The following is a 26,065-nucleotide window of genomic DNA, read 5'->3' as shown; positions in this document are numbered from 1 at the left end:
CGGTGTCGGGATTGAGATCCGAGTCGTCGCGGAGGTCCGCGTCGTCGTGGTCTTTCACGGGTGACGATACCGCACGAACTCTTTTGAAGCTGTTCGCTTTCCGGACGAGGATGCTATCCGCGAGGTCGCGCGCCGACCGTTCGGTCGGTTTCGGACCCGTGTTCGGCCTCGCGGCGGTTCGGCGCGAACAGCCTCGCGAACCAACCGGGGTCGTTTCGGTATCGAATCCGGACGAGCGCCCGGTCGGTCGCCAGCTTCGAGACGACGACGATTGCGGCGATGAGACCGCCCGCAATCGCCGGATACGCACCGGTCGCGGCGACGAGTAGCGCGACCGGGGCGAGCGCGACGAGGACCCCGAACCAGAACAGCGCGACCCGGCAGGGAATCTCCATCAGCATCGCCGCCGAGTAGCGCTCGACCAGTCCGCGACGAAAGAAGTCCCGAGAGACGAACCTCAATCGGACGCCGAACAGGACGACGGCCAGCGCGAGTCCCTCGGGCGAGTACGCCGCGACGACGTACGCTACGTACTCCCCGGCGTACGCTCGGGCCCCCAGCGCGACATCGAAGTTCGGGTACTCCAGAAACGCTCGCGAACTGAGGAGCCAGATGACGGTCACGATGACGGAGGCCGCGGGAACGTATCGAGCGTTCCGATATCGAATCGGCGGCAGCCACGAGACCGGCCGTATCGAACCCGACCGACGCGGGAACGGTATCGGTCCGGGGTACGACCCGCCGCGTTTTTGGTCGGGCTTCGACTCCCGTTGGGCGAACAGGACCACGCCGAAGTAGAGGACGAGCGCCAGTCCGAGTTCGACCCAGTAGACGAACAGCGCGTGAGTCAGTCGCCACCCGAAAACGGCGAGACCCGCGAGCGGGACCAGATTCGCGACGAGAAGGAGGCGAGCGGTCGTTCGACCGCTCGCCCGCGACTCTCGGCGGCTCGACTGCGCTTCGGGTGTCGCCATGTAGCGTTCGAAAGAGTGCGTCACTCGACACGTATCTCTTTCGGACGGCGGTGGCGCGTTTCCCGTTTTCCCACCGTCGCCGTCCGCGAAATCGCCAACTATATCCCCGTCTCGGTATTTTGGCACTGTGGAATGTTGCTGGAAGGAACCGTCGTCGCGGACGCCGACACGGTCGTGGACGACGGCGCACTCGTCGTGGAAGACGACCGCATCGTCGCGGTGGGAGCGCGCGAGGAGTTGGTCGAGCGGTACCCCGACCACGACCGGCGGGCCTACGACGTGCTCGCGCCGGGTATCGTGGGCGGGCACGTCCACTCGGTCCAGTCGCTCGGCCGGGGCATCGCCGACGACACCGCGCTGTTGGACTGGCTGTTCGACTACGTCCTCCCGATGGAGGCCGACCTCGACGCCGACGAGATGCGACTCGCGGCCGAACTGGGCTACGCCGAACTACTCGAATCGGGCGTCACGACCGTCATCGACCATCTCTCGGTTCGCCACGCTGACGAAGCGTTCGACGCCGCGGGCGACATCGGCATCCGGGGCCGAATCGGGAAGGTGCTGATGGACAAGGACTCGCCCGACGGACTGATAGAGGACACCGACGCCGCGCTTACGGAGAGCGAACGCCTGATTCGGGAGTACCACGACACCCGCAACGGGCGCATCCAGTACGCGCTCACACCCCGATTCGCGGTTAGCTGTACCGAGGAGTGTCTCCGGGGCGTCCGGGAGTTGGCCGACGAGTACGACGGCGTTCGCATCCACACCCACGCGAGCGAGAACCGCGACGAAATCGAGAAAGTCGAGTCCGACACCGGGATGCGGAACGTCCGCTGGCTCGACGAGGTCGGTCTCACGGGCGAGGACGTGGTGCTGGCCCACTGCGTCTGGACCGACGATTCGGAGCGCGAGATTCTGGCCGAGACCGGCACCCACGTCACCTACTGCCCGTCGTCGAACATGAAGCTCGCGTCCGGAATCGCGCCGATTCCGGACTACCTCGACAGGGGCATCAACGTCGCGCTCGGCAACGACGGCCCGCCGTGCAACAACACCTTCGACCCCTTCACGGAGATGCGCCAAGCGAGTCTGCTCCAGAAGGTCGAGGACCTCGACCCGACGACGCTCCCGGCCCGGACCGTCTTCGAGATGGCGACCGTGAACGGCGCGAAGGCGGCGGGCTTCGAGCAGGTCGGACGACTCGCGCCCGGATGGAAGGCCGACGTCGTGGGACTAACGACCGACCTCACGAGAGCCACCCCGATTCACGACGTGCTCTCACACCTCGTGTTCGCGGCCCACGGCGACGACGTGGAGTTCACGATGGTAGACGGCGAAATTCTCTACGACGACGGCGAGCACGTCACCGCGAACGCTGACCGAATCAAGCGGCAGGCCCGCGCGTACGACCCGCCGACCGCCGACTGAATTGCCAGCCGAATCGCCGGCCGAATCGCCGACCGAATCGCCGAGCGCGTCACCCGGCCAGACCGAGCGCCGCCAACAGGTCGAACGTGTAGCCGAGTTCCGCCGCAATTTTGTAGCCGAAGTAGATACCGACGATGCCCATCAGTCCGGGGAGTTCGGGCGGCGCGGGAATCGGAATCTGGAGCACCTGAAACAGCGCGCCGACGAACGCGCCGGTCAGGAGCGCGAGGAGGGTGAGCGTCGTGTTCATACCGAACGTCGCGTCTCGGAGTTCAAAAGCGATTCTCTCCGTGGCGGCGTCGACTCGCGGCGCTCGGTGACACAGACCACCGGAAAACGGCCGGAGAGTCAGCCGCCGAAAAACGGCCCGTCGGCAGTCAGTTATCAGACAGGTCTACATCTGCGGGAACGAGCGAAAAGCCAAGCGTCCGAAAATCACTGTCGAAGGCGAGAATGTGCTCGATGTCACGCTCGGCAGCGAGCACACTGGTCGTGTGGTCCACGAACGAGATTTGCTGGTCGTCGTAGTCCACAAACTGCCCTGCCGCGGTTTCGAAGGCGGGCTTGTCGACCGAAAGGACGTTTACGCTATCAGATTCCCGAATCGCAAGTAACGCTCTGGTGGCCGTTTCGTGGCCGAGTTTGTAGAGAGCCAGCGTCGCAAACTCGGAGAGAACGGCCTGAGACGTGTAGATTGGCCGGTAGGCGATGTCACCGGACTGGATGCCGTGGAAAATACGAACCGCATCCTCGTGGTGTTTGTCGTCTTCATCGGCCCGAGCATAGAACGCCCCGGTGTCGATGAATACCGGTGTTGCGCCGACACCGCTCATGCCGATTCCTTGTCGTACAAGACTTCATCGACGTTCTCGGAGACGCCCGACTCACCCGACGCGCCGGGTTCGAACTTCCAGAAGGAGTCGTCTGGGTCGACGCCATGTACGACCTCTTGTTCGTCAACAACCCACCACACGACTCTCCCAGCAGTCTTTCGACTGGCGACTCGTCCCTGCTCTTCGAGTGTTCGAAGCTTCCGTCGCGCGGTTTCTCGAGAACAATCGAGCGCTTCGCCGACATCTCCGGAGGTGACTACTGGCCCGTCCACTGTCTCGAAAACGCCGAGTACGTCGTCGAGAGTAACCGTCTCGATGTATCGGCCGGTGTCTTCGCGCTCATCTTTGCTCATAGAGAAATCAAAAGCCTCCGAGTAGATACGCCTTGTGGTGTACCCAATACGGGTACGCCACACTGCGAGATTTACTGCTGTTCACGAACTACTTCCTGAAGTTCTTCGAGCAGTTCGGGGTCGTGCTCTCTCAGGAACTCGATGTCCGCTTCGAGCGGCCCTTTTATACGTGCACGTACTCGGGAACGCGCTTCGTACTCGCGTTGCTTTTCGTTTTTTCCTGCAAGGCAGTCCTTCTCGTAGTCGGTTAGGATGCCGCGTCCGGTAGACACAGTCGTTTCTTTGACCGGAGGCATCTAATTCTTGTTGCGCTAATACAGAAATTGAATTTGTGACGCGGTCACCGCCACTGCGAGAGCGTGTTCGACTCGTCGTAGGGCATCGCGAGCCACGCCTCGTCGTTCGACACGTCGGCGATGATGGTCGTCGGTTCGTCGTCTGCGTCGTCGACCGCGAGCATCACGTCGCCGTCTTCGAACGATTCGTCGATGTCGTCTACGGGTGGGATGGTCCAGTTCATGGGGAGTCCAATCCGAGGCTGTTACCGTGGGTTCGTGGTCGTCTCTTGTCGCGGACCGCTATTTAGTATTCAGTACCCTCCCGGCCGTAAGCCGTCGTTTCCCGGCGCTTGCGCGCGCGAAACGAGGTGAAATGGTGTGCGAGGTCGGGATGAAACGGTGTGCAATGTGAACGGTTCGCTACGTCAGTCGTCGCGCGACGAGCGCGGCCGCGAGGAGCGCGACGACTGCGGCGGTCACACCGAATCCGGGCACCCGACTGCTCGTCTGGTCGGTGTCGTCGGTCGTCGTGTCGGTCGGCTCCGCATCTTCGTCGCCCTGCGACGCGACTTCGACCGAGAGTTCTTCGGTCGCGGTCGCGCCGTACTCGTCCTCGACCACCACTTCGACGGTGTGGGTGCCGGGCGACCCGAAGCTGTGTTCGACCGACTCGCCGGTGACTTCGCCGTCGCCGAACCGCCACGTGACGGTCGTCTCGCCGACTTCGTCGGTCACGTCGGCCGCGAAGGTCGCCGCGCTCCCGACTTCGAGCGAGTCGGGCGTCTCGACATCGACTTCGGGCCGGTCGTTGACCACGAGCGTCGCGGTCGCGGTGTCGCGCAGACCCGCCGAGTCGGTGACGGTCAGCGACACCTCGCGCTCGCCGGGGTCGTCGAAGCTGACGTCGGTCGTCTCGCCGTCGTCGGTCTCACCGTCGATGGACCACTCGTAGCGTTCGAGGGTCGCGTTCTCGGCACTCGATTCGTCCGCGTTCAGACTCGCCGACTCGCCGACCGTCACGACCTCGTCGCCGCCGATTTCGGCGGTCGGAGCCGCGACTTCGGTCACTGCGAGGGTGCTCGTGCCGTTGGTCTCGGCCGACAGCACGGCGGTCTCGTTGTCCTCGGAGACGACCTCGGTCTCCAGCACGTCCCAGTCGTCGGCGGTCTGTCGCGCGATTCTGAGGTCGTCGGCGTCGCGGTCCTCGGTCGGCACCGAGAGTTCGACGGTCGCGGAGTCGTTGGCCGCGGACTCGGGACCGGTCACGTCCACGGCGTACACCGGGTCGCCGGGCGGCGAGAGGTCCGAGAGGTCCGCGCGCTCAGAGACCGTGAGGACGCCCGAGACGTTCGATTCGGGGAGCGTCACCGACCGGACCGGCGAGTCCCTGAGCGAGACGGTCGTTCCCGATTCGCTCTCGTCGGCGTCCTGAATCGCGGCCGAGGCGGGGCCGCCGACCCGGACGAGCCAGCCGTCCTGATTCTCGGAGTAGCTGGTGGTGTCCCCGAGCGCGAGGTAGCCGCCGCCGTGGCCGTCGATGGCGGGCCAGAACTTGTCCCAGTACTGCTGGCCGAACGTCCGGTCCCACTGCTTCTTGCCGTCGCCGTCGGTCCGGACCATCCAGCCGTCTGCCCCCCGGTCGCCGAGTTTGTGCTTCGCGCCCGTGAGGACGTAGCCGCCGTCGGCCGACAGCACGCCGTAGAAGGCGTCGTCCTTGTCCGAACCGTAGGTCCGCTCCCACTCAGTCTCGCCCGAGCCGTCGATTTTGAGGAGCCAGCCGTCCTGCTCGCCGTCGGCATGGCTCGCGGTTCTGCCCGCGAGGACGAAGCCGCCGTCGGGCGCGGCCGCGGCGTCGTGGACCCGGTCTACGTCGGTGCCGCCGTACTCCTCGCTCCACTTCTCGTCGCCCTCGCTATCGACCTTCAGCACCCACCCGTCCGAGGGGTCGTACGTATCGCTCTCGATAGTGCCGGTGAGCAGGAGGTCGCCGCCGTCGGTCACGAAGATGGAGTTGAGGTACTCGTCGGACCCCGACCGGAGCGTGTCGTACGTCTGGCTCCACTCCTCGTCGCCGTCCGAATCGAGTTCCATCAACAGCGCCTCGGCGTTACCCTCTTTCTGCCAGCCGCCCGCGTATATCGAGTCGCCCGACGTCTCGAGCGACCAGAACGCCGAGCGGTCGTCGTCGCCGTAGGTTCGCTCCCACTCGGTGTCGCCCGAGTCGTCGATTTTGAGCGTCCACGCGTTGCGCTCGGCGTCGCCTCCGCTCGTAAATCCGGCGAGTACGTAGCCGTCCTCGACTTCCTCCACGTCGAACAGCCGGTCGGTGCCCGACCCGCCGTAGCTCCGTTCCCACGTCGTCTGCCCGCTCTCGTCCACCATCGCGGCGTAGCCGTCGTCGGCGTCGTCGCTCGCGCCGGAGTCGGTCCAGCCCACCACGAGATACCCGCCGTCGGTCTTGACGCCGGTCGTGAGCTTGTCGTCGCCGTCGCCGCCGACCGTCGCGTTCCACCGCTCCGGAAGCTCCGAATCGTTGACGTCGATGGGCTGTGCGGACGCGCTCGACCCATCGAGCGCGTCCGCTCCGTGCGTGGTCTCGTCGAGCGAATGGAGACCGTCCACCGACCCGGCGGCGGGGGGCGCGCCGGCGGCCCGCCCCCCGCCCGCCCGTCCCCCCCCCCGGGGGGGGGGGGCCACCACCACCAGCAGGACGCTCAGGAGTGTTTTCGTCATGGTCGATACCTCCGGTCGAAGCTCGCGTTGTCGTGCAATCCCATGGTAATCTGACGTTTCCCCGGAGTATCCGGGCGTTGTTCCAGCTCTCCCCGACGGAGCGCCGCCGGAGCGAACGTTACTCTCGGTATGCCAGCGTTCGGGCCTTTGTTATGTGGCGGCTGAGCCGAGCGTAGGCGGCGTCTGAATCCCGGTGTGAGCGCGACAGTCGGCGAAATTCCGGGGACGACCGACCCCGGCGTCGGCGTCGGGATTCCGGTCGTAGGCCGGGCGTAGCCCGAGACAGACGGCCGATAACAAAGTGCCAATCCCTCGATAGCCACGCCAATGAGTCGCCGAGACGCCGCGCGTTCGCACCGAACGGGAGCCGTAGCACCGCCCTCGTCGCGTCCATCGCGGACACTGCGACGGGAGAACTCGACGCCGCGATGAGCCTCGACACCGCCGCCGAGACGTGGCTAGAGCGCCTGACCCGGCCCGCGGTCGCAATCGACCTGCTGGCGCTGGTGAGCTACGTCGCAGTCGCCGCCGTCGTGCTGTCTCAGCCCGGCGTCTACCGGACCCCGGTCGCGGTCGCGATGGGTCTCCCGCTGCTGTTCTTCGCGCCGGGCTACGCGCTGGTCTCGGCGCTGTTTCCCGGTGCGACCCCCGACGACGCGCCAGATGACTGGACGCTCGCGGACGCCCCACGCCACGGTCTCGGCATGGTCGAACGCGCCGCGCTCGGTTTCGGGGTGAGCGTCGCGCTCCTGCCCGTCCTCGGAATCGCGCTCGCGGCCTCCCCGTGGCCGATTGCGCCCGCGACCGTCCTGTTTTCGGTGGCCGCGCTCGTCGTCGCGTGCGCGGTCGTCGCGGCGGTTCGGCGGGCGCGTCGGCCCGCCGACCGCCGATTCTCGCTCCCGGTCCGGGCGTGGGTCGCCGACGCTCGGCGCGGAGTTCGTGGCGGCTCGCTCGGCGAATCCGCGCTCAACGTCGGTCTCGCGCTCGCGGTCGTGGTCGCGCTCGCGACGGTCGGCTTCGCGGTCGCCGTACCCGGTCCCGACCAGTCGTACACCGACGCCTACCTGCTGTCGCAGAACGAGACGGGCGAACTGGTCGCCGAGGACTACCCGCAGAACTTCACCACCAGCGAGAGCAGGCCCATCGTGGTCGGTCTCGACAATCACGAGGGCGAGACGGTCGAGTACACCGTCGTCGCGCAACTCCAGCGCGTGCGGCAGGCCGACGACGGGAGCGCGCGCGTCGTACAGGACCGCGACCTCGCGCGGTTCACCCCCACGGTCGGCCCGAACGAGTCGTGGCAAACGCGCCACGACGTGACTCCGACTATGACCGGCGAGGAACTTCGGCTCGCGTACCTGGTGTACGACGGCGATCCGCCCGACGACCCGAGCACCGAGAACGCCGACGAACACGTTCACGTCTGGGTGAACGTGACCGAGTAGCACGGACTCGTGACTCGCGCTCGCTAACTCTCATGTGGCCCTGGGAACACCTCGCCGTCGGATACGTCGCGTACTCGCTCTCGACCCGCGCGTTCGGGTCCGGAGCGCCGCGAGGAGCCGCGGTCATCGCGCTCGCGGTCGGAACCCAGTTCCCTGACCTCGTGGACAAACCGCTGGCGTGGGCGCTGGGCGTCCTACCGAGCGGCCACTCGCTGGCACACTCGGTGTTCTTCGCGGTTCCGGCGTCGGCCCTCGCGGTCGTCGTCGGGGCCGCGCTCGGTCGGCGGCGAGTCGGTGTCGCGTTCGGATTCGGCTACCTCGCTCACTTGCCGGGCGACGTGGTCTCCCCGATGCTATTGGGCGGGCGCGCGAACGTCGGCTTCCTGTTCTGGCCGGTGGTGCCCGCGCCCGAGTCGGAGGCGAGCATCGGGTTCGTCGAGATGGTCGGGTACCTGTTCGGCCGGTATCTGAACGAGGTCCTGACCGGACAGCTCTCGGCGTACGTCGCGGTCGAACTCGGCCTGCTGGCGTCGGTCGCCCTGCTCTGGGTCCTCGACGGAATGCCGCCCGTGCGAACCGCGTTCGCTCGTGGTCAGGACGAAACGGCGTCGGTTCCGGACGAGGAGGTGCCGTAGGCCACCGGAAGAGCCGGCCTATACCGAACAGGACGCCCATAACAATGGTTTCGACGTGCCAAGGGCCGGGCGTGAAGCGAGACGAGAGTTCGTCCGCGAGACGCTCGTATCTCCGGGCGGTCGGCGCGGCCGCCGTCGCCGCCACGCTCGCGGGATGCGGCGAGTGGGGTCGCGACCCCGACCCGACCGAAACCACCCGCCGAGAGACCGAGACTCCGACGACGGACGCCACGACCCCGGACACGACCGAGGCCAGAGAAACCACTGAGAGCGAAGACGACATCGACCCCGAGACCACCGATCGGTTCGAGAACGTCGTGAACGTCGCCGATGCGGGCGCTGACACCTCGGGCGGCGACCCCGTCAACGCGGTCCTCGACGAGCACCTCGCCGACAACACCCTGTTCTACTTCCCCGAGGGCCGGTACCGCCTCCGGGGGTGGCGGGTCGTGGACTACCGGAACGTCGGCGTCGTCGGCGACGACGCGGTGCTGGTCCCGCCGGATGGCAAGCAAGACTACTGGCTGATGTGGGACGAGCTTCGAGACCTCGTCTTCACGGGGTTCACGCTCGACTGCACCGCCCAAGAGACCGCGCCGGTCAACTACATCACCGTGACCGGCGGCGACAACGTGGTCCGCGACGTGGCGCTTCGGGGCCACCGACAGGTCCCGCGCGGGGGATTCGAAATCGCGGTCGCCGACCCCGATTCCCGACTCCTGTTCGAGAACGTGAGGCTCCCCGACGGCTCGACCGCCGGGAACGCCATCTACACCTTCCCCAAGAGCGTCGGCACGCTCGTCGTCAGGGACTGTCGGGTCGAGCACTGGGCCGAGGGGCTGTACGCCTCGCCCCACTCCGGGCCGCTCGAAGTCGTCGGCGGCTACTACGCAAACTGCGGTATCGACCAGGTCCGAGTCGGCGGCGGCCCCTCGGGCGCGGTCGTTCGAGGCGTGACGGTTCGCGTGGACGACCCCCGACAACCCGACAGCAAGCCCAACATGCGCGGCATCTGGATGGAGGAGGGCGCGAGCGTCCGAATCCGAAACTGCGACGTTGCCATCACCGACCTGACGGGGACGTACAGCTCGGGAGCCATCGTCGTCGGCCAGCAGTTCGGGAGCGCGACCGTCGAGAACACCCGGGTTCGGACCGACGCCAGCGCGCGAGCGATACACGTCCGGAAGCCGGTCGATAGCATCGAGGGCCAGACGATGCCGAGCATGAACAGCCTCCCCGAGAACTGGGGCGTGACCTGCCGGAACGTCCGTATCGAGGGGTCGGCGTCGAGCGGGGCCGCGATTCGGGCGAGCGGGCGCGACAACTGTACGTTCGAGAACATCTGCATCCGTCACGCTTCGGGGTCGAGAGACGGCGTGTTCGTCACCGACGCCGAGGGGTGTGCAGTGCGCGACTCGCTCATCGCCGTGAGCGGTCGGACGATTACCACCCGAGACGCGAACGTGAGAACCAACGGAAATCGGAGAAACGGGTCCTGTTAATCAGGCCGAGTCAGCTTAGAGGTAGCCGAGGTCGCTGAGTCGCTCCTCCACCGAACCGTCGTCTTCGGTCGCCTCGGCGTCGCTCCCGAACGGCACGTCGCCGTACGCGACCCGCGAGTGGTCGCGTTCGAGCAGACCCTCGGGAACCGACCCGGTCATCCGCTCGGGCACGTCGCGGCCGACCGACGCGAGCGCGACGGGCGCGACGTCGGTCAGCGAGAGGCGGTCGAGGTCGGCGTCGGCGTCGAACGCCGGACCGGCCGCCAGAAACGCGCCGTCGAGTTTGTGGTCGTGGTCCGCGACCGGGACGAACCGCTGGCCGATGAGCGACGGACTCACGACGTGGTTCATCTCGGTCGGGAGGAAGAGAACGTCGCACGCGTGCTCGGCGAACGGGCCGTCGTACACCTCCTCGCGGCGTTTCACCCACTCGAAGACGGGGTCGCCGTCGGGGGTTCGGAGCGCCGAGAGGAGTTCGACGAGTTCGTCGCGGACTCGCTCGTAGTCGTCGGCCGGAACGACGCCGTTCGGTTCCCTGCCGTCCAAATTTATCCGGACCCCGAGTTCCGCGGTTCGGCAGTAGGCCGCCGAGGCCGTCCAATCGACGCTCTCGCCCGCCGCCGCGATTGCCTCGTCGGGGAGGACGCTCGTGAGCAGGTCGTCCACGCCGATTCGCTTGGCGACGCCGTAGGCGTCACCGGGCGTGACTCCGACCGCACCGAGCGCGGTCGTCGCGGCCGAGACCGCGCGCGCAGTGGCTGTCGGTTTGGTACCGGTCCCGTCCGCGCTCGACTCCCCGCCGCCGCCCTCGCCGGTGAGCGCGGACTTCTCTGTGGCGAGCGTCGGGTTCGAGGCGTCGCTCGTCGTCTCCACGAAGCCGTGCTCGCGGAGGACCTCGTTGAGGTACACCGTGTAGCCGTCCACGGGACCGATGCCGTGGTCCGAGCAGACCACGACGTTCGTGTCGTCGTCCACTACGTCGCGGACCCGACCGAGCAGGTCGTCGGCGCGCTCGTACACCGCGCGGAACGTCTCGCGGTCGTCGAAGTTGTGGAACACCGCGTCGGTCTTCTGGACCTGCACGACCGCGACTTTCCAGTCGTAGGCGTCGAGCAGGTGCTCTGCCGCTCTCGCCCGAAGGTCGATGAGGTCGAGGTAGCCCGCGCGCTTCTCGGCCTTGTCGTCGCTCGTCTCGCCGCGCGAGTAGATGGTGTAGGGTTCGCCGATGGCGTCCGAGAGTTCGTCGCGGACGCCCTCGGGGTGTCCGGCGTCGTCCTCGTGGGCGAGGTAGCCGGGGACGAGCGCGCCGTCGATGGACTCGGCGGGATGCGTGACCGGGACGTTGAGCGCGACCGCGGGGTCGTCGGTCGCGTCGAGGTAGTTCCAGATAGCCGGGCGTCGGACGCGATTGCGGGTCACGAGTTCGTCGTCGTCCGGGTAGCCCTCGGTGTGGTGGAAGAAGCCGTAGACGCCGTGGTGGCTCGGGTCGGTTCCGGTGTACATCGAGGGCCACGCGCTCCCGGTCCACGGCGGAAACGTCGAGCGAAGCGGGGCCTCGACCCCCTCCTCGCGGAGCGCCGAGAAGTTCGGGAGCGACGATTCGAAGGCGTCGAGATACCGGAAATCGAGCGCGTCGAATCCGACGAGTACGGTCCGGTCGGTCATCGACGCACCTCCGAAGCGAGCCGATTCGTCTCGGGTCGCGCGCACGCTGGCGGTCGAACTGTGTGTGCAGACATCGTTTCCTCTTGTCGAACGACGAAACGGCCGCGAGACCCATTGTTATGCCCGGCCTTCGGCGGTTCAGGCCGGGGCGATTCTCGGACAAGGGCGGGCTACGCGCGAGTCGGTCGGTGGGCGAGCTAAAAGCGACAACTGAAATATGGTTAGAAGGCGACAGCGTAGCTCCCGCTACGCTGTCGCGGGGCAAGCGAACAGGGTAGTGAGTAACAGTCACCGGAAAGCGCGGCGAATCGGCGAACCGAGAGAACGCGAACTCGCGTTCTCTCTGGAACGGAATCGAATCAGGAGCCGTTTTCGACGCGGACGTTCGCGGGACCGTCGAGTTCGAAGCCGACGATGGTGCCCGAGAAGCGGTAGCCGTCTGCTCCGCCGACGACGCGGCCCGAAATCTCGCCGTCGGAGGCCGTGTCGAAGGCGTTGATGGAGCCGAGTTCGGCGCTCTTCTCGACCTCGCCATCGACCTCGAAGGTGTAGGTGGTCGCGCCCCGCGGGCGGTTGCTCCCGTCGATGACCAGTTTCTTGGGGAGGGATTCGGAGTCGCCATCGGACCCACCGGCGTCGGTCAGGTCGGCGGCGGTGACCTCCTCGCCGCCGTACCGGAGCGTCCAGTTGGACTCGTCGGCCTCCATCGCGGTGACGGTGCCGTTCACGAGGTAGGCGTCACCGTAGCTGTTACCCGAGAGTCCGTCGACCGAGACGGTGCCGTCGCCGTTGTCGGTGATAGTGTCGTTGTCGTTCGCTGCGTGGCCGTCGGAGGACTCGTGCTTCGACACGTCGCCCTCGACGGTGAACGCGTAGCCGACGTTCTCGGTGCCATCGGCCGAAATCAGTTCGAGGACCGTCCCGTCCGAGTCGCCCGAGTCGTCGGACTCCTGCTCGGTCGTCGGCGCTTGGGTGGTGCCGCCGGATTCCGAACCGCCCGAGGCGGCTTCCTCGGCCGACATCGGGACGCTGTCGGGCGGCGTGATGTCGGGCGACCCCGAAACGCTCTCCTCGGTGACGTTGCCCCGGATGGAGCCTTCGACCCGGCAGTTTTGGAGCGTTCCGCCGCCGTTCTGGCCGCCGCCGCCGTAGACGGCGTCCGCGCCCGACACTTGGACGTCGCAGTTCCGGGCGAGCAGGCCGCTCTCCTCTTTGAACCAGATTCCGCGGGGATTCTTCTGGCCCGACTCGTTGGCGGTGACCGCGCCGGTGCCCTCGACGTGGACCACGGAGTCGCGGATTTCGCTCCCCTCGGTCCCGATGCGGATGTTCTCGATGTTGTTGTTCTTCGCGAACGCGCGCTCGATGGTGAACGTGCCGCCGGAGTTTCCGGGGACGCCGGGTTGGCTCAGGTACATGCCGTCGGCCGACCAGCCCTGAACGTGGACGTTCCGGAGGGTGACGTGCCCGGCGTTGCCGTATCCCGAGAAGGCGGCGTGACCGCACCGGTCGACCGACCCGTCGCCCATGTAGACGTTCTCCACGAGTCCCTCGCCGCCGCTGTCGGCGCGACAGTAGAAACACGCGAACGTGTCCGAGCGGTCGTTGTTCTCGCCGCGAACCCCGATGTTCCGGACGGTCCACCCGCTCCCGCTCGTCATGAGCTTGAAGTGAGCGCCGTCGGCCGAGATGTCGATGATTTTGTTCTCGAACGTCTCGCCCGACCCGACGTTGAAGGTCCGTCGCTCGCCAGCGGGGATTTCGATGGTCTCGTAGTCCGCCGCGTCGGCCGAACCGCTCGATACGTTCACTGCCGCGACCGACGCCGCCGCCGCACCCGCCAGCTTGAGGTACGACCGTCGGTCGAGGAGCGAAGTCTCCGAATCGTTCTCGCCTGCCGTCTTGTCGCGTGCCATGCGATTTTCAATAGAATAGTCTCCATTTAAAAACCTGCCGATTCAATTTCAATGATAGCTTACCGATTTAAGTCTATTGGCCGTCGATGGAACGGTCGGAACGGTCGAACGTAAGCGACCGTTACCGCTCGAAGTCGGCGCGGTAACGAGAGCATACCCGGTTTTCGGCCGGGTAGGAGGGATTTGTCGGACGACAGACGCCCCATAACAAAGGCCGGACGTGTGCGATATCCGGTACATGGCTGACCGCCCGCAGACGACGATGCAGACCCTCGTAGTGGGGGTGGACGCGGGGTGTCGGTCCGTCCTCGAACCCCTGTTCGAGGACGGCGCGCTCCCGCGACTCGAATCAATTTTCGACCGGGGTGCCGACGCCGGACTCCGGTCGCAGATTCCCCCGTGGACCCCGAGCGCGTGGCCGTCGCTCTACACCGGCGTCAACCCCGGCAAGCACGGCGTGTTCGGGTTTCTGACGTTCGACGGCTACGACTGGGACGTGGTGAACGCCTCCCACGTCCGCGAGCGGACCCTCTGGGAACTTCTCGACCGGCGCGGCCTGTCGAGCGTCGTGGTCAACGCGCCGGTCACCCATCCGCCCCGCGAAATCGACGGCGCGGTCGTTCCGGGCTACACCGCGCCCGAGAACCCCGACTGCCATCCCGAGGGACTCCTCTCGGAGATTCGGGACGAAATCGGGGAGTACCGGGTGTACGCGCCACGAGATGCGTCGGGCGACGAGAAAGTCGAGTGGTACCGCCGACTCGTCCGGATGCGCGGCGAGGCGTTTCGCTACCTCGCCCACAGATTCGACCCGGAGTTCGGCTTCGTCCAGTTCCAGCAGACCGACACCGTGTTCCACGAGTTCCCCGGCGACGACGGGAAAGTCCGGGCGGTCTACGAGGCGGTGGACCAGCAGGTGGGCGCGATACTCGACGCCTGCGACCCCGACACTGTCCTCGTGGTGAGCGACCACGGCATGGGCGAGTACGACGGCCACGAGTTCCGGGTCAACGAGTTCCTCCGCGAGCAGGGCCTCGTCGAGACAAAGAAAGGCGGCGAGGGGATGCCCGCGTGGTCCACCATCGCCGCGAATCAGCTTCGGAACGGCGAATCCGGAAAGGGAGAGGCCGCGCGCGACCCGAGTCTGGTCGCGCGCGGCCTCTCGGCCGGGGCCTCGGTCGGCCTGACGAGCCAGCGCATCCACGCCGCGCTCGACGCGGTGGGTCTCGCCGACTTCGTGGCCGAGCGCGTGCCCGATGACGTGGCGCGCGCAGCGGCCGAGCAGGTGGACTTTCCGGAGTCGGTCGCGTACATGCGCGACCGAATCGAACTCGGCGTCCGGGTGAATCTCGAAGGCAGAGAGCCGAACGGAGTGGTTCCGCCCGAGGCCTACGACCAAATTCGAGACGACCTCGTGGCGATGCTGTCGAGCGTCGAGACGCCCGACGGGCGGCCCGCGTTCGAGCGGGTCGCCCGCCGCGAGGAGGTGTTCTCGGGACCGTACGTGGACAGCGCGCCCGACGTGGTGACGATTCCGGCCGACTTCGACCAGTTCCTCTCGACGCGCGTGGGCGACGGCACGTTCGGCCCGCCGACCGAACCCTACAACCACAAGCGCGAGGGAATCGTCGCGCTCGCGGGCGAGGGCATCGACGCCGACACCGACATCTCGGGCGCGCACCTGTTCGACGTGGCCCCGACGGTGCTGGCGACCCTCGGCGTCCCGGCGGGCGACCGGATGGACGGGTCGGTGCTTCCGGCGGTCGAATCGACCGGCACCGAGTCGTACCCCGAGTTCGACGCCGACGCGCAGGTGGAGACGAACGACGGCGACGTCGAAGCGCGACTCGCGGACTTAGGATACCTCGAATAACATGAGCGTCACAATCGAGAAGAACGGCATCAGTATCGCACGCGCCGACGAAGACGACTTGGAGCGGTGGAACGACTTCGTGGAGCGGTCGCCCCAGGCCAACGTCTTCCACTACCGCGAGGCGCTCGAAGTGCAGGCCGAACACGCCGACGCCCGCCTTCACCCGCTCGTCGGCTACAAGGGCCAGGAGCCGGTCGGCGTCCTCCCGGTGTTCGAGACCCGGAAAGGCGGGATGACGATGGCGTTCTCGCCAGCGCCGGGGCTGTGGGTGTCGTACCTCGGCCCGGCGCTCCTGAATCAGGCCAAACTCAAGCGTCGGAAGGCAGAGCGCCGAAACAGGCTGTTCGTCGAGGGGTGTCTCGACTGGGTCGAGCGCGAACTCGGCCCGAAGTACACCCAGATTCGGCCCGACCCCTCGTACCGCGACGTGCGCCCGTTCGAGTGGAGCGACTTCGACGTGACCGTGCGCCACACCTACGAAGTGGATTTGACGCCCGGCGCGGACGACGTGCTGATGTCGTTCTCCTCGGACGCCCGCAACAACATCCGGACCGACGGCGACTTCCGGGTGTACGAGGGCGGTCCCGACGAAATCGAAGCCGTCGTCTCGCAGGTCCGCGAGCGCCACCGCGAGCAGGACGAGTCCTACGGCGTCACCCCCGCGTTCGTGACCGAACTCTACGAACGACTCCCCGAGGGCGCGGTCCGGCCTTACGCCTGCGAAATCGACGGCGAAATCGCGGGCGGAATGGTCGCACTGGAGTTCGGCGACACCGTCTACCGGTGGCAGGGCGGTGCGAAACACGACCGCGACCTCCCGGTCAACGACCTCGTGGACTGGGCCATCGTGACCGACGCCATCGACCGCGGCCTCGAACGCTACGACCTCGTGGGCGCGAACGAGCAGCGCCTCTGTGAGTACAAGGCGAAGTTCGGGCCGGAACTCCGGTCGTACTACAGCGTCGAGAACGGCACGCGCGTCACCAACGCGCTGTCGAGCGTCTACAAGAAGTTCCGGTAGCCCTCGAAAGCGTCATGCCGATTCGAACCGGCCCGTAAACCGGGAAACGAGCCGTTACTTTCCGGTCTGGGACCGTTTCGGAAGTCGATTCGAGCGTTGCACGTCGTTCCGAACATCTCGGTGGACAGTTCTCCGGACGGCCATTAAACTTAAATTAGTATTGCCACATTGAGCGAAAGTCGGAACCTTTTTGAGCCGGTAACAGCGCATTGAGAACTGCATGGCACGCGACGCTACGGCACGGGAACACGGCACCGACTTCTCTCTCCTCGACCATCGGTCGTCACTCGCGCTGGCGGGTGCGATTCCGACACCTCCGAGGCCGACGGGAACCGCGACCGTCGCGGTCTCCGCCGACACCGCGACCCCCGTTGAAACGACCGCCGACTTGGAGGTCCGCGATGGCACACAGTAACGCCCAGACCGGAACGGAGCGATGGCAAAACGTCCCGCGCGACCCCGAACCCGAGGACCTCGGCTACGCCCTCGCCGACTGGGAGGTCATCCGCGCCCGCAACGACGGTCGAGGCCACCTGATGTTTCTACCCGACAACGAAGACCTGCTCCGCGAGGAGGCGTTCATCGTGGCCGACGCCTGCTCGGTCTGTAACGTCGCCGACCGAATCTGAGTCGGCGACCATTCAGTCTCGACGGACTCAGTTCGATTCGACCATCCGCCGGGCGTCCGCGAACAGCGCGTCGGCCCGGCGCGAGCGCCGGGCCTCCGCGGTCACTCGAACTATCGGCTCGGTCCCGCTGGCGCGAATCAGGAACCACCCGTCGTTCACCTCCACGCGAACGCCGTCCCGAGTGTCCACGTCGTCGTACTCGCTCGTGACGCGTTCGCGGACCCGCTCCATCTTCTCGGCTTTCCGCTCGGTCTCGACGCTCCCGCGCCGGAGCGGGTACGTCTCGATTTCCGCCACGAGGTCGCCGAGCGGCCCGCGCCGCGAGACCAATTCCGCGAGCCGACACGCCGCGAGCGGGCCGTCAGGACACAGCGTCTCGTCCGGCCATATCCACGCGCCGCTGGGTTCGCCGCCGAACGACACGCCCGAGTCGGTCGCGGCCTCCGCGACGTACACGTCTCCGACGCGCGTGCGCTCGACTGAGACGCCCTGCGTTTCGAGCAGGTCGGCGACCGCGAGGCTGGTATCGACCGGGACGGCCACCCTGTCGCCGGGGTTCGCGGCCTCGCGCGCGAACGCCGCGAGCAGGAGGTCGCCCGACACGAACTCGCCGGTCGCCGTGACCGCGCGCATCCGGTCGGCGTCCCCGTCGTGGGCGATGCCGAGGTCCGCGTCGGTCGCTGCGACTACTTCACAGAGCGTCGCGCAGTTTTCGGCGGTCGGTTCGCTCGGGCGCGCGGGGAAACTACCGTCCGGACGGGCGTTGAGCGTCTGCACGTCGTGACCGAGATTCCGGAGCGCGTCGGCAGTGACGCCGCCGACGCCGTTGCCCGCGTCCACGACGATAGCGCGGTCGCCCGACCCCGCGGCCCGGACGAGCGCCTCGGCGTGGCGGTCGGTCGCGCCGTCCCATCGAGTCGCCTCGCCGAGGTCGTCCCACGATGCGAGGTCGAAGTTTTGGTCGCGTACGCGCGCGGAAATCGTTTCGCGCTGTGCCTCGTCGAACGCCTGTCCGGAGGGGTTCCAGAGTTTGAGCCCGTTGTCCTGCGGGGGATTGTGGCTCGCGGTCACGACGAGTCCGGCGTCGGCGTCGCGCCACTCGACGCTCCGGGCGACCGTGGGCGTGGCTGCCTCGCCGACGCGAATCGCGTCCGCGCCGCACTCCCGGAGTCCGGCGGTCGCCGCGTCGGCGAGCATCCGCCCGCTCTCGCGGGCGTCGCGCCCGACGACGACGTTTTGATACCCCTCGCTCGCCAGCGCTCGACCAACGTCGAGCGCGAGGTCGCAAGTGACCGATTCGCCGATTTCGCCTCGAATGCCGCTCGTTCCGAACATTAGAATCGTGCTCTGTCGTCAGTGTTCTTGTCCGTTCGCTCTGCTGAGTTCAGGCGGCGTGCCGACTTCGCCGCCGCGCCTGTACTTCAGAAAGTGGACGATGGAGGAGACGCCGAACGCGACGAGGATGATGGTCGCGAGGACGAGTCCCGGAATCAGGCCGAACGGGTAGATGTTCAGCCACACCGCGGCGACCAGCAGCGAACTCACGCCGACGAGTCCGAGGTAGTAGCGGTCCCACGGGAACTCCTCGCGGCTCACGTCGCCGAGGTACAGATTCAGGTCCGAGGCCCGGTCGCCGAGTCGGACCACGCCCTCGTCGCGGTCGTACTCCACGATGTCGGCCTCGTCCAACTTCGGGAGGTGGGTCTGGTAGAGCGAGATGTACACCCGCTTTCGCTGTTCGGTCGTCAACGCCGCCGTCGTGGTCTCGTTCTCCCACGCCGCGACCTGCTCGGTCAGGTCCGAGAGGTCGGTCTCGCCGCCCTCCTGCCGGAGGTAGTACAGCGCGTACCGGCGGCGAGGACTCTTGAGGACCTCGAACACCTCGTCCTGAGAGAGCTGTTCAGCGCGGGACATATCCCCGTGGCTGCTGGCCGGTCGTCGCGGGCGATACGTCGTCTGAGCCACCGGAGTGGAAGGATGAACGCAGGTGAGACCGCCGCATACCTTCGATATCGGAGCGTTGGCACTTTGTTACCCGCGTACTGTTCGGGGGTAATCCGATGGTACGCGGTCCCGACTCGCCGAATCGTCTCTGCGGTTCGACCGGTCAGGTTCGCGATTCGTCGGAGTCGATAGCGACCCCACACCGCCCGTATCCACCCGATAGCGCGCCGATAGGAGGCGTCTACCGACCTCCCAAGCGGCGTATAACAAAGAGGCGCGCAGGGCATGGTCGGGATAACGCCCGGTCCGCTCCGGCGGTTCGTCCGGGCAAATCGACTGACCCACTATGATTCCGCTATCGACTCGCTCGGTTCCCCGTGCGCGTGCGTCGGAGGTGGTCGTCCGTGGCTAGGACCGACCCCGCCGACGATTCGCGCGCCAGCGACTCGCGTACCGACGATTCTCGAATTAACGACGCACCCACCGAACGCTCGCTCGACCCGCGACTCGGTGACGACTGCGAGGTCGCGCCCGACGCGACGGTCGGCCACCGTCACCGCGAGGACGCCGACCCGCCAGTGGTCGGCGACCGCGCGACGATTCGGTCGGGGAGCATCGTCTACTGCGACGTCGAAATCGGCGACGACTTCACCACCGGCCACGGCGTCCTCGTCCGCGAGGACACCGCCATCGGCGACGACGTGGTGGTCGGCACCGACACCGTCATCGACGGGACGACCGAAATCGGCTCGCACGTCAGCCTCCAGACCGGCGTGTACGTCCCGACCGACACCACCGTCGGCGACGAGGTGTTCGTCGGCCCGCGCGCGGTCCTCACCAACGACCCGTACCCGATTCGGCAGGACGTAGACCTCGACGGCCCGACGCTCGATAATCACGTCTCGGTCGGCGCGAACGCGACTCTCTTGCCGGGCGTGACGGTCGGCGAGGGGTCGTTCGTCGCGGCCGGGGCCGTCGTGACCGACGACGTGCCGCCCGAGACGCTCGCAATCGGCGCGCCCGCCGAGCATCGCCCGCTCCCCGAACCGCTCGACGGAGGGAATCAAATCGCATGAGTGAGATTCCCATCGCGGACCCCGAACTCGGCGAGCGCGAGCGCGAGAAGGTCGATGCGATTCTCGAATCCGGAATGCTCGCGGACGGCCCCGAAGTCCGCAAATTCGAAGCCGAGTTCGCCGCATTCTGCGGGACCGACCACGCGGTCGCCACCTCGAACGGGACGACCGCGCTCCACACCGCGTTCGAAGCCTTGGATATCGGCGCGGGCGACGCGGTGGTCACCTCGCCGTACTCGTTCGTGGCGAGCGCGAACGCGATTCGGCTTGCGGGCGCGGAACCGATTTTCGCGGACATCGACCCCGACACCTACAATCTCGACCCGACCGCGGTCGAGGAAGCGATTCGCCGGGAAGACGACGTGGCCGCGATTCTCGCGGTCCACCTCTACGGGCTTCCCGCCGAGATGGACCGCCTACGCGAAATCGCGGATACCCACGATATCGCGCTCGTGGAAGACGCCGCACAGGCTCACGGCGCGACGTATCGGGGTCGGACGGTCGGGTCGCTCGGCGACGCGGCGTGCTTCTCGTTCTACCCCACGAAGAACATGACCACGGGCGAGGGCGGGATGGTGACGACCGACCGCGACGACGTGGCCGAGAACGCCCGGAGCTACATCAACCACGGCAGACCGCCCGAGGGCGGCTACCGGCACGAACGGGTCGGCCACAACTTCCGGCTGACCTCGATGGCGGCCGCCATCGGTCGCGTCCAGTTGGAGCGGCTTCCGGCGTACAACGAATCCCGGCGCGCGAACGCGGCGTACCTCACCGACGCGCTCGCCGACGCCGACGTGGTGACGCCGACCGAACCCGACGACAGGCGACACGTCTACCACCAGTACACGATTCGCGCGAACGACCGCGACGGACTCGCCGACTACCTCGAAGATGCGGGCGTCGGCACGGGCGTCTACTACCCGACGCCCATCCACGAACAGTCGGCCTACGCCGACACCGACTACGCCGGACCGGTCGCGGAGCGAACCGCCGAGCAGGCGCTCTCGCTCCCGATTCACCCGAACGTCACCGAACAGAATCTCAGAACCATCGCCGCCGCAATACTCGACTATGAACGCTGAATCCTCCTCCGTCGCGGACGCCGCCGTCATCGGCGTCGGAAACATGGGCCGCCACCACGCCCGGGTGTACAGCGAGCTTCCGAACGCGAACCTCGTCGGCGTCTACGACGTGGACGACGACGCCGCGCGCGACGTCGCCGAAGACCACGGCACGCTCGCGATGGGCTTGGACGAACTGCTGACCGCGGCCGACGTGGCCTCCGTCGCGGTTCCGACGCCGTTTCACGCCGAAATCGCCGACCAGTGCATCGACCACGGGGTAGACGTGCTAATCGAAAAGCCGTTCGTCGAGGACGCCGAGACGGGCCGCGAACTCCTCGACCGGGCCGACGAGGCTGGCGTGACCGTGCAGGTCGGTCACGTCGAGCGGTTCAACCCCGCCGTCCGGGCGCTGTCGGACATCGTGGCCGACCTCGACATCATCGCGGTGGACGCCCAGCGACTCGGCCCGCCGCCGGAGGGCAGACAGCTCGACCAGAGCGCGGTGCTCGACCTGATGATTCACGACATCGACGTGGTGCTCGCGATTCTGGACGAGACGCCCGACGCCGTGAACGCTCACGGCGTCAGGGGCAATCAGTACGCCACCGCGAACCTCGGATTCGGCGACGGCACCGTGGCGTCGCTCACCGCGAGCCGGGTCACCCAAGAGCGAGTCCGAACGCTCGCCATCACCGCCGAGGACTGCCGGGTCAACGTCGATTACATCGACCGGTCGGTCGAGATTCACCGCCACTCGCTCCCCGAGTACATCGAGGACAACGGCGACGTGCGCTACCGCCACGAGAGCATCGTGGAGCGGCCCACGGTCGAGACGGGCGAACCCCTGAAGAACGAGCTCTCGGCGTTCGTCTCGGCCGCGGTCGAGGGGACCGAGCCGGTGGTCTCGGGCGAGGACGGGCTTCGAGTCCTCGAAGTCGCCAAGCGAATCGACCGCATTGCGGCGTCCGGGTCGCCCGAGTCTGAGGAGACCGAGGTGAGCGCGCGGTGAGCCTGCAGGTCAGCGCACTCTACGGAAGCGACGCGCCCGAGCGCGACCAGCGCGCGGCGTTCCTCTCGGGGCAGGTCCCCGTCGCGGTGTACGGTCTCGGTAAGATGGGCCTCCCGCTGGCCGCGGTGTTCGCCGACGTGTCGGGCAACGTTGTCGGCGCGGACGTGAACCCCGAGGTCGTCGAGACAATCAACGACGGGGAGTGTCACGTCGAGCGTGAACCCGGCCTGCCCGAGTTGGTCGGCGAGACGGTCGAGTCGGGCGCGCTTCGCGCGACCGACACGCCCGCGAGCGCGGCGGCCGACGCCTCGATTCACGTCGTCATCGTGCCGACGCCCATCACCGAGAAGAAGTCGGCGGACCTCTCCATCCTGAAGTCGGTCGCGCGCGACATCGGGTCCGGACTCGCGCCGGGCGACCTCGTGCTGGTGGAGTGTACGGTTCCGCCCCGGACCTGCGAGGACGTGCTCGCGCCCCTACTCGCGGAGGCGGCGGGCCACGACGACTTCGGACTCGCGTTCTGCCCCGAACGGACCGCCAGCGGGCGCGCGCTCGAAGACATCCGAGGGGCCTACCCCAAGGTCGTCGGCGGCGTAGACGACGAGAGCACGCGCGCGGCCCGACTCGTCTACGACCACCTCACCGACAACGAGGTGCTGACGACATCGGACGCGACCACCGCGGAGGCCGTCAAGGTGTTCGAGGGCCTGTACCGCGACGTGAACATCGCGCTCGCGAACGAACTCGCCACGCTGACCGACGACCTCGGAATCGACGTGAACGAGGCCATCGAGACCGCCAACACCCAGCCCTTCTGCGACATCCACGCGCCGGGACCGGGCGTGGGCGGCCACTGCATCCCGTACTACCCCTACTTCGTCATCGGGGAGTTCGACGCCGAGACGCGACTGCTCGAAACCGCCCGCGAGGTCAACGACTCGATGCCCCGGTTCACAGTCGAGACGCTGACCCGCGAACTCGACGCCGAGGGGAAGTCCCCCGAGGACGCCACGGTCGCGGTCCTCGGACTGACCTACCGGCCCGGCGTCGAGGAGACTCGCGCGACTCCCGCCGGACCCATCGCCAGCCACCTCTCCGAGATGGGCGCGGAGGTGGTCGCGGTGGATCCGATGCTCGACGACGCGGACGGATTCGACGCCGAGATGGTCGCCCAGGAGTCGCTTGCCGACCGCGATTTGGACGCCGCTGTCGTGGTGACGCCCCACGAGGAGTTCGACCGAATCGAGTGGGAGCGGTTCGACCCGATGGTCGTGGTGGACGGCAGGGGGAGCCTCGATTTGGACGGGACCGACCACCGGGTGTACACCATCGGGAGCGGATGAGATGGGCCGACAGAGGAGCGCGCGGCGGACCCACGAAACGGCGAGAGCGCGACCGACGCGCCCGCGTTCGCGGGCGCGTCGGTCGCGGAGCAGTTCGGCGTCACGCCAGACCACAAATCGACGGATTCGGACAAATTCGAAAATGAAGAACGCACACGACCACGAGACGGCGCTTTCGAATCGCTCGCTCGACCGACTCGCCACCCCTAGCACTCCCGGCGGCGTTCTCGGCGCGGCCGAGAACGCCGCCGTTCGCGCACGGGTCGAAACCGCAGTCCCGGAGGTGAACGAATGAAAATCCTCACCGTGGTCGGCGCGCGGCCGCAGTTCATCAAGGCCGCGGCGGTCTCGCGCGAGATTCGGCGGCGTCACGACGAGGTGCTGGTCCACACCGGCCAGCACTACGACGAGGAGATGTCCGACGTGTTCTTCGACGAACTCGGGATTCCGGAACCCGACGACAACCTCGGGGTCGGGTCCGACAGCCACGGCGCGCAGACCGCCGAGATGCTGGCCGGACTGGAGAACCGAATCGCCGCCGAGACCCCCGACGCGGTCCTCGTCTACGGCGACACCAACTCCACGCTCGCGGCCGCCATCGCGACCTCGAAGATGGACCCCGCGCTGGCCCACGTCGAGGCCGGACTCCGGAGCTACAACCGCGAGATGCCCGAAGAAATCAATCGGGTGCTGACCGACCACGCCGCCGACCTCCTGTTCGCGCCGTCGCGCCGGGCGGTCGAGAATCTCCGTGCCGAGGGCGTCACCGAGGGCGTCCACGAGGCGGGCGACGTGATGTACGACGCGGTGCTGTGGGCGCGGGACCGGGCGAAAGACCACTCGACGATACTCGCCGAACTCGGCGTCGAGTCGGGCGAGTACGTGCTGGCGACGGTCCACCGCGCGGCCAACACCGACGACCCCAAGCGACTCGCCGCGATTCTCGACGCGCTCGCCGACGACTCGCGCGAGGTCGTGCTGCCCGCACACCCGCGAACCGTGAATCGGATGCGGGAGTACGGGATGTACGACGACGCGACGGAGAAACTCACCCTCATCGACCCGGTGGGCTACCTCGACTTCGTGCGCCTGCAGGACGAGGCCGACGTGGTTGCGACCGACTCGGGCGGCGTCCAGAAGGAGGCGTTCTTCCTCGACACGCCGTGCGTCACGATGCGCGAGGAGACCGAGTGGCGCGAGACGGTCGAAGCCGGGTGGAACACGCTCGTCGGCGCGGACGACGACGCCATCCGGCGAGCCCTCACGACCGCCGAACGTCCGGCCGACAAGCCCGAACCCTACGGCGACGGAACCGCGGCGGCGACCATCACCGACCTGCTGGACGATGTCTGACGGACGCCTTCCGGTGGACGGCGAGTTCGCGCTGTTGCTGACTCACGACGTTGACCGACCGTACAAGTCGGTGCAGGGACTCTACCACGCCGTCGAGCGCCGCGACCCCGGTCAACTGAAGTCGCTCGTCCCGGGCGTGAATCCGTGGTGGCAGTTCGACGAGATTACGGACCTCGAAGCCTCGCTCGGGGTCCGGTCGGCGTTCTACTTCTTGCGCGAGAGGCACATTCTCGAACGCGACCCGGCCGACTGGCTCGACCCCTTCTACTGGGTCGAACACGCGGGTCGGTACGACGTGCAGACGCCCGAGATGACCGACCTCCTCGAACGACTCCGCACCGGCGGGTGGGAAGTCGGACTCCACGGTTCGTACGATTCGTACGACGACCCCGACCGCCTTCGAATGGAGAAGGTCGCGCTGGAGGCCGCGCTCGGCCACGAGGTGGTGGGCGGTCGCCAGCACCACCTGAATCGCGGGCCGAGGACGTGGGAGCACCACCGAGACATCGGCCTGCGCTACGACGCGAGTCCGGGGTCGAGTTCGGAGTCCGGCTTCGAGTACGGCTACCGACCGCTCCGGCCGTTCGGCGACGAGTTCGTGGTGTTTCCGCTCACGCTGATGGAGGCCGCGCTCCCCGACCCCGAATCGAAGTTCGAGCGGGCGTGGGAGGTGTGTTCGGACCTGCTCGAAGAAGCCGACGAGAACGACGCCGTGATGTCGGTGCTGTGGCATCCGCGCCTGTTCACCGAGAGCGACTTTCCGGGCTACCGCGACCTCTACCGCAGGCTCATCGAGCGAGCGTTGGAGATGGGCGCGTGGGTCGGCCCGCCGGGCGAGTACTACGACCTGATGGACCATCCGCGAAGCGAGTCGGCAGGGGGCGAGTCAGCAGGAGCCACGCCGTCGAGAGCCGAACCGGCTCTCGACGACAGGGGCGACCTACGCACCGACAGGCGGGGGATAACAAAGTGAAAATCGACGCTA

General features: G+C 67.2%; 26 protein-coding genes. 15 read left to right on the top strand and 11 right to left on the bottom strand.

Annotated elements, in window-relative coordinates; all coding sequences use genetic code 11:
- Positions 1-113 precede the first annotated feature (113 nt).
- Entirely contained in the window at positions 114-974 is an 861-nt protein-coding gene (locus EKH81_RS16545) for a DUF6498-containing protein (protein ID WP_132060456.1), read from the bottom strand.
- Positions 975-1,106: 132 nt separating this feature from the next.
- Here EKH81_RS16545 and EKH81_RS16540 point away from each other — a divergent pair, with 132 nt between their 5' ends.
- A complete protein-coding gene (locus EKH81_RS16540) occupies positions 1,107-2,405 on the top strand; it encodes a 5'-deoxyadenosine deaminase (protein ID WP_132060454.1) in 1,299 nt (432 codons plus the stop codon).
- Between the two features lie 49 nt (positions 2,406-2,454).
- Here the strand turns inward: EKH81_RS16540 and EKH81_RS16535 are convergent, their stop codons facing one another.
- From EKH81_RS16535 to EKH81_RS16510, 6 genes are all read right to left on the bottom strand, one after another.
- Complete coding sequence (locus EKH81_RS16535) at positions 2,455-2,655, bottom strand: XapX domain-containing protein (RefSeq protein ID WP_132060452.1); 201 nt, start codon at positions 2,653-2,655, stop codon at positions 2,455-2,457.
- Positions 2,656-2,782: 127 nt separating this feature from the next.
- Entirely contained in the window at positions 2,783-3,238 is a 456-nt protein-coding gene (locus tag EKH81_RS16530; protein ID WP_132060450.1) for a type II toxin-antitoxin system VapC family toxin, read from the bottom strand.
- The gene (locus tag EKH81_RS16525) at positions 3,235-3,591 is read right to left on the bottom strand and encodes an HTH domain-containing protein (protein WP_132060448.1); all 357 of its coding nucleotides are present in this window, start codon (positions 3,589-3,591) and stop codon (positions 3,235-3,237) included. Before EKH81_RS16525 ends, EKH81_RS16530 begins: the two co-directional genes overlap by 4 nt.
- A 71-nt stretch (positions 3,592-3,662) precedes the next feature.
- Positions 3,663-3,887 carry a hypothetical protein gene (locus tag EKH81_RS16520; RefSeq protein WP_202935181.1) on the bottom strand — a complete coding sequence of 75 codons (225 nt, stop codon included), beginning with the start codon at positions 3,885-3,887 and terminating at the stop codon, positions 3,663-3,665.
- Between the two features lie 44 nt (positions 3,888-3,931).
- A complete protein-coding gene (locus EKH81_RS16515) occupies positions 3,932-4,111 on the bottom strand; it encodes a DUF7556 family protein (protein ID WP_132060446.1) in 180 nt (59 codons plus the stop codon).
- A 178-nt stretch (positions 4,112-4,289) separates the two neighbouring features.
- A complete protein-coding gene (locus tag EKH81_RS16510) occupies positions 4,290-6,602 on the bottom strand; it encodes a PKD domain-containing protein (RefSeq protein ID WP_162224661.1) in 2,313 nt (770 codons plus the stop codon).
- Between the two features lie 428 nt (positions 6,603-7,030).
- Between EKH81_RS16510 and EKH81_RS16505 the strand changes: the two genes are divergently transcribed.
- From EKH81_RS16505 to EKH81_RS16495, 3 genes are read left to right on the top strand one after another with little or no spacing between them, the layout of a single operon-like run.
- Positions 7,031-8,047, top strand: coding sequence for a DUF1616 domain-containing protein (locus EKH81_RS16505; RefSeq protein WP_132060442.1), 1,017 nt, complete (start codon positions 7,031-7,033; stop codon positions 8,045-8,047).
- A 32-nt stretch (positions 8,048-8,079) separates the two neighbouring features.
- Positions 8,080-8,682 (top strand): metal-dependent hydrolase, encoded by a 603-nt coding sequence (locus EKH81_RS16500; protein WP_132060440.1) that lies wholly within the window; start codon positions 8,080-8,082, stop codon positions 8,680-8,682.
- A 44-nt stretch (positions 8,683-8,726) separates the two neighbouring features.
- Positions 8,727-10,184, top strand: a complete 1,458-nt coding sequence (locus EKH81_RS16495; RefSeq protein ID WP_132060438.1) for a right-handed parallel beta-helix repeat-containing protein — start codon at positions 8,727-8,729, stop codon at positions 10,182-10,184.
- 15 nt (positions 10,185-10,199) lie between these two features.
- On the opposite strand, the gene EKH81_RS16490 is transcribed toward EKH81_RS16495, so the two are convergent.
- Both EKH81_RS16490 and EKH81_RS16485 read right to left on the bottom strand, forming a co-directional pair.
- The gene (locus EKH81_RS16490) at positions 10,200-11,849 is read right to left on the bottom strand and encodes an alkaline phosphatase family protein (RefSeq protein ID WP_132060436.1); all 1,650 of its coding nucleotides are present in this window, start codon (positions 11,847-11,849) and stop codon (positions 10,200-10,202) included.
- Between the two features lie 359 nt (positions 11,850-12,208).
- Positions 12,209-13,765, bottom strand: a complete 1,557-nt coding sequence (locus EKH81_RS16485) for a hypothetical protein (RefSeq protein WP_132060434.1) — start codon at positions 13,763-13,765, stop codon at positions 12,209-12,211.
- A gap of 238 nt (positions 13,766-14,003) precedes the next feature.
- Here EKH81_RS16485 and EKH81_RS16480 point away from each other — a divergent pair, with 238 nt between their 5' ends.
- From EKH81_RS16480 to EKH81_RS16465, 4 genes are all read left to right on the top strand, one after another.
- Complete coding sequence (locus EKH81_RS16480; protein ID WP_238392222.1) at positions 14,004-15,638, top strand: alkaline phosphatase family protein; 1,635 nt, start codon at positions 14,004-14,006, stop codon at positions 15,636-15,638.
- Position 15,639: 1 nt separating this feature from the next.
- The gene (locus tag EKH81_RS16475; protein ID WP_132060432.1) at positions 15,640-16,659 is read left to right on the top strand and encodes a lipid II:glycine glycyltransferase FemX; all 1,020 of its coding nucleotides are present in this window, start codon (positions 15,640-15,642) and stop codon (positions 16,657-16,659) included.
- Positions 16,660-16,879: 220 nt separating this feature from the next.
- Positions 16,880-17,074, top strand: coding sequence for a hypothetical protein (locus tag EKH81_RS16470; protein WP_132060430.1), 195 nt, complete (start codon positions 16,880-16,882; stop codon positions 17,072-17,074).
- On the top strand, positions 17,061-17,288 hold the full coding sequence (locus tag EKH81_RS16465) for a hypothetical protein (RefSeq protein ID WP_132060428.1): 228 nt from the start codon (positions 17,061-17,063) through the stop codon (positions 17,286-17,288). Before EKH81_RS16470 ends, EKH81_RS16465 begins: the two co-directional genes overlap by 14 nt.
- 27 nt (positions 17,289-17,315) lie before the next feature.
- Here the strand turns inward: EKH81_RS16465 and glmM are convergent, their stop codons facing one another.
- Both glmM and EKH81_RS16455 read right to left on the bottom strand, forming a co-directional pair.
- Positions 17,316-18,623 (bottom strand): phosphoglucosamine mutase, encoded by a 1,308-nt coding sequence (gene glmM, locus EKH81_RS16460; protein ID WP_132060426.1) that lies wholly within the window; start codon positions 18,621-18,623, stop codon positions 17,316-17,318.
- An 18-nt stretch (positions 18,624-18,641) separates the two neighbouring features.
- Positions 18,642-19,202 (bottom strand): DUF7344 domain-containing protein, encoded by a 561-nt coding sequence (locus EKH81_RS16455; protein WP_132060424.1) that lies wholly within the window; start codon positions 19,200-19,202, stop codon positions 18,642-18,644.
- Between the two features lie 497 nt (positions 19,203-19,699).
- Between EKH81_RS16455 and EKH81_RS16450 the strand changes: the two genes are divergently transcribed.
- From EKH81_RS16450 to EKH81_RS16420, 7 genes are all read left to right on the top strand, one after another.
- Entirely contained in the window at positions 19,700-20,308 is a 609-nt protein-coding gene (locus tag EKH81_RS16450; protein ID WP_132060809.1) for an acyltransferase, read from the top strand.
- Positions 20,305-21,393: a DegT/DnrJ/EryC1/StrS family aminotransferase gene (locus tag EKH81_RS16445; protein ID WP_132060422.1), complete on the top strand. Its 1,089-nt coding sequence runs from the start codon at positions 20,305-20,307 to the stop codon at positions 21,391-21,393. The genes EKH81_RS16450 and EKH81_RS16445 overlap by 4 nt, the downstream gene beginning before the upstream one ends.
- Positions 21,383-22,384 (top strand): Gfo/Idh/MocA family protein, encoded by a 1,002-nt coding sequence (locus EKH81_RS16440; protein ID WP_202935180.1) that lies wholly within the window; start codon positions 21,383-21,385, stop codon positions 22,382-22,384. The genes EKH81_RS16445 and EKH81_RS16440 overlap by 11 nt, the downstream gene beginning before the upstream one ends.
- The gene (locus tag EKH81_RS16435) at positions 22,381-23,727 is read left to right on the top strand and encodes a nucleotide sugar dehydrogenase (RefSeq protein WP_132060420.1); all 1,347 of its coding nucleotides are present in this window, start codon (positions 22,381-22,383) and stop codon (positions 23,725-23,727) included. The genes EKH81_RS16440 and EKH81_RS16435 overlap by 4 nt, the downstream gene beginning before the upstream one ends.
- Before the next feature lie 142 nt (positions 23,728-23,869).
- A complete protein-coding gene (locus EKH81_RS16430; RefSeq protein WP_162224660.1) occupies positions 23,870-24,022 on the top strand; it encodes a hypothetical protein in 153 nt (50 codons plus the stop codon).
- On the top strand, positions 24,019-25,080 hold the full coding sequence (gene wecB, locus EKH81_RS16425; RefSeq protein ID WP_132060418.1) for a non-hydrolyzing UDP-N-acetylglucosamine 2-epimerase: 1,062 nt from the start codon (positions 24,019-24,021) through the stop codon (positions 25,078-25,080). The genes EKH81_RS16430 and wecB overlap by 4 nt, the downstream gene beginning before the upstream one ends.
- Complete coding sequence (locus EKH81_RS16420; protein WP_238392221.1) at positions 25,073-26,053, top strand: polysaccharide deacetylase family protein; 981 nt, start codon at positions 25,073-25,075, stop codon at positions 26,051-26,053. Before wecB ends, EKH81_RS16420 begins: the two co-directional genes overlap by 8 nt.
- The last annotated feature ends 12 nt before the right edge of the window (positions 26,054-26,065 follow it).

The organism is Halorussus amylolyticus (assembly GCF_004143485.2).
Taxonomy (GTDB): Archaea; Halobacteriota; Halobacteria; order Halobacteriales; family Haladaptataceae; genus Halorussus; species Halorussus amylolyticus.
This window is presented reverse-complemented; position numbering and strand designations above follow the sequence as displayed.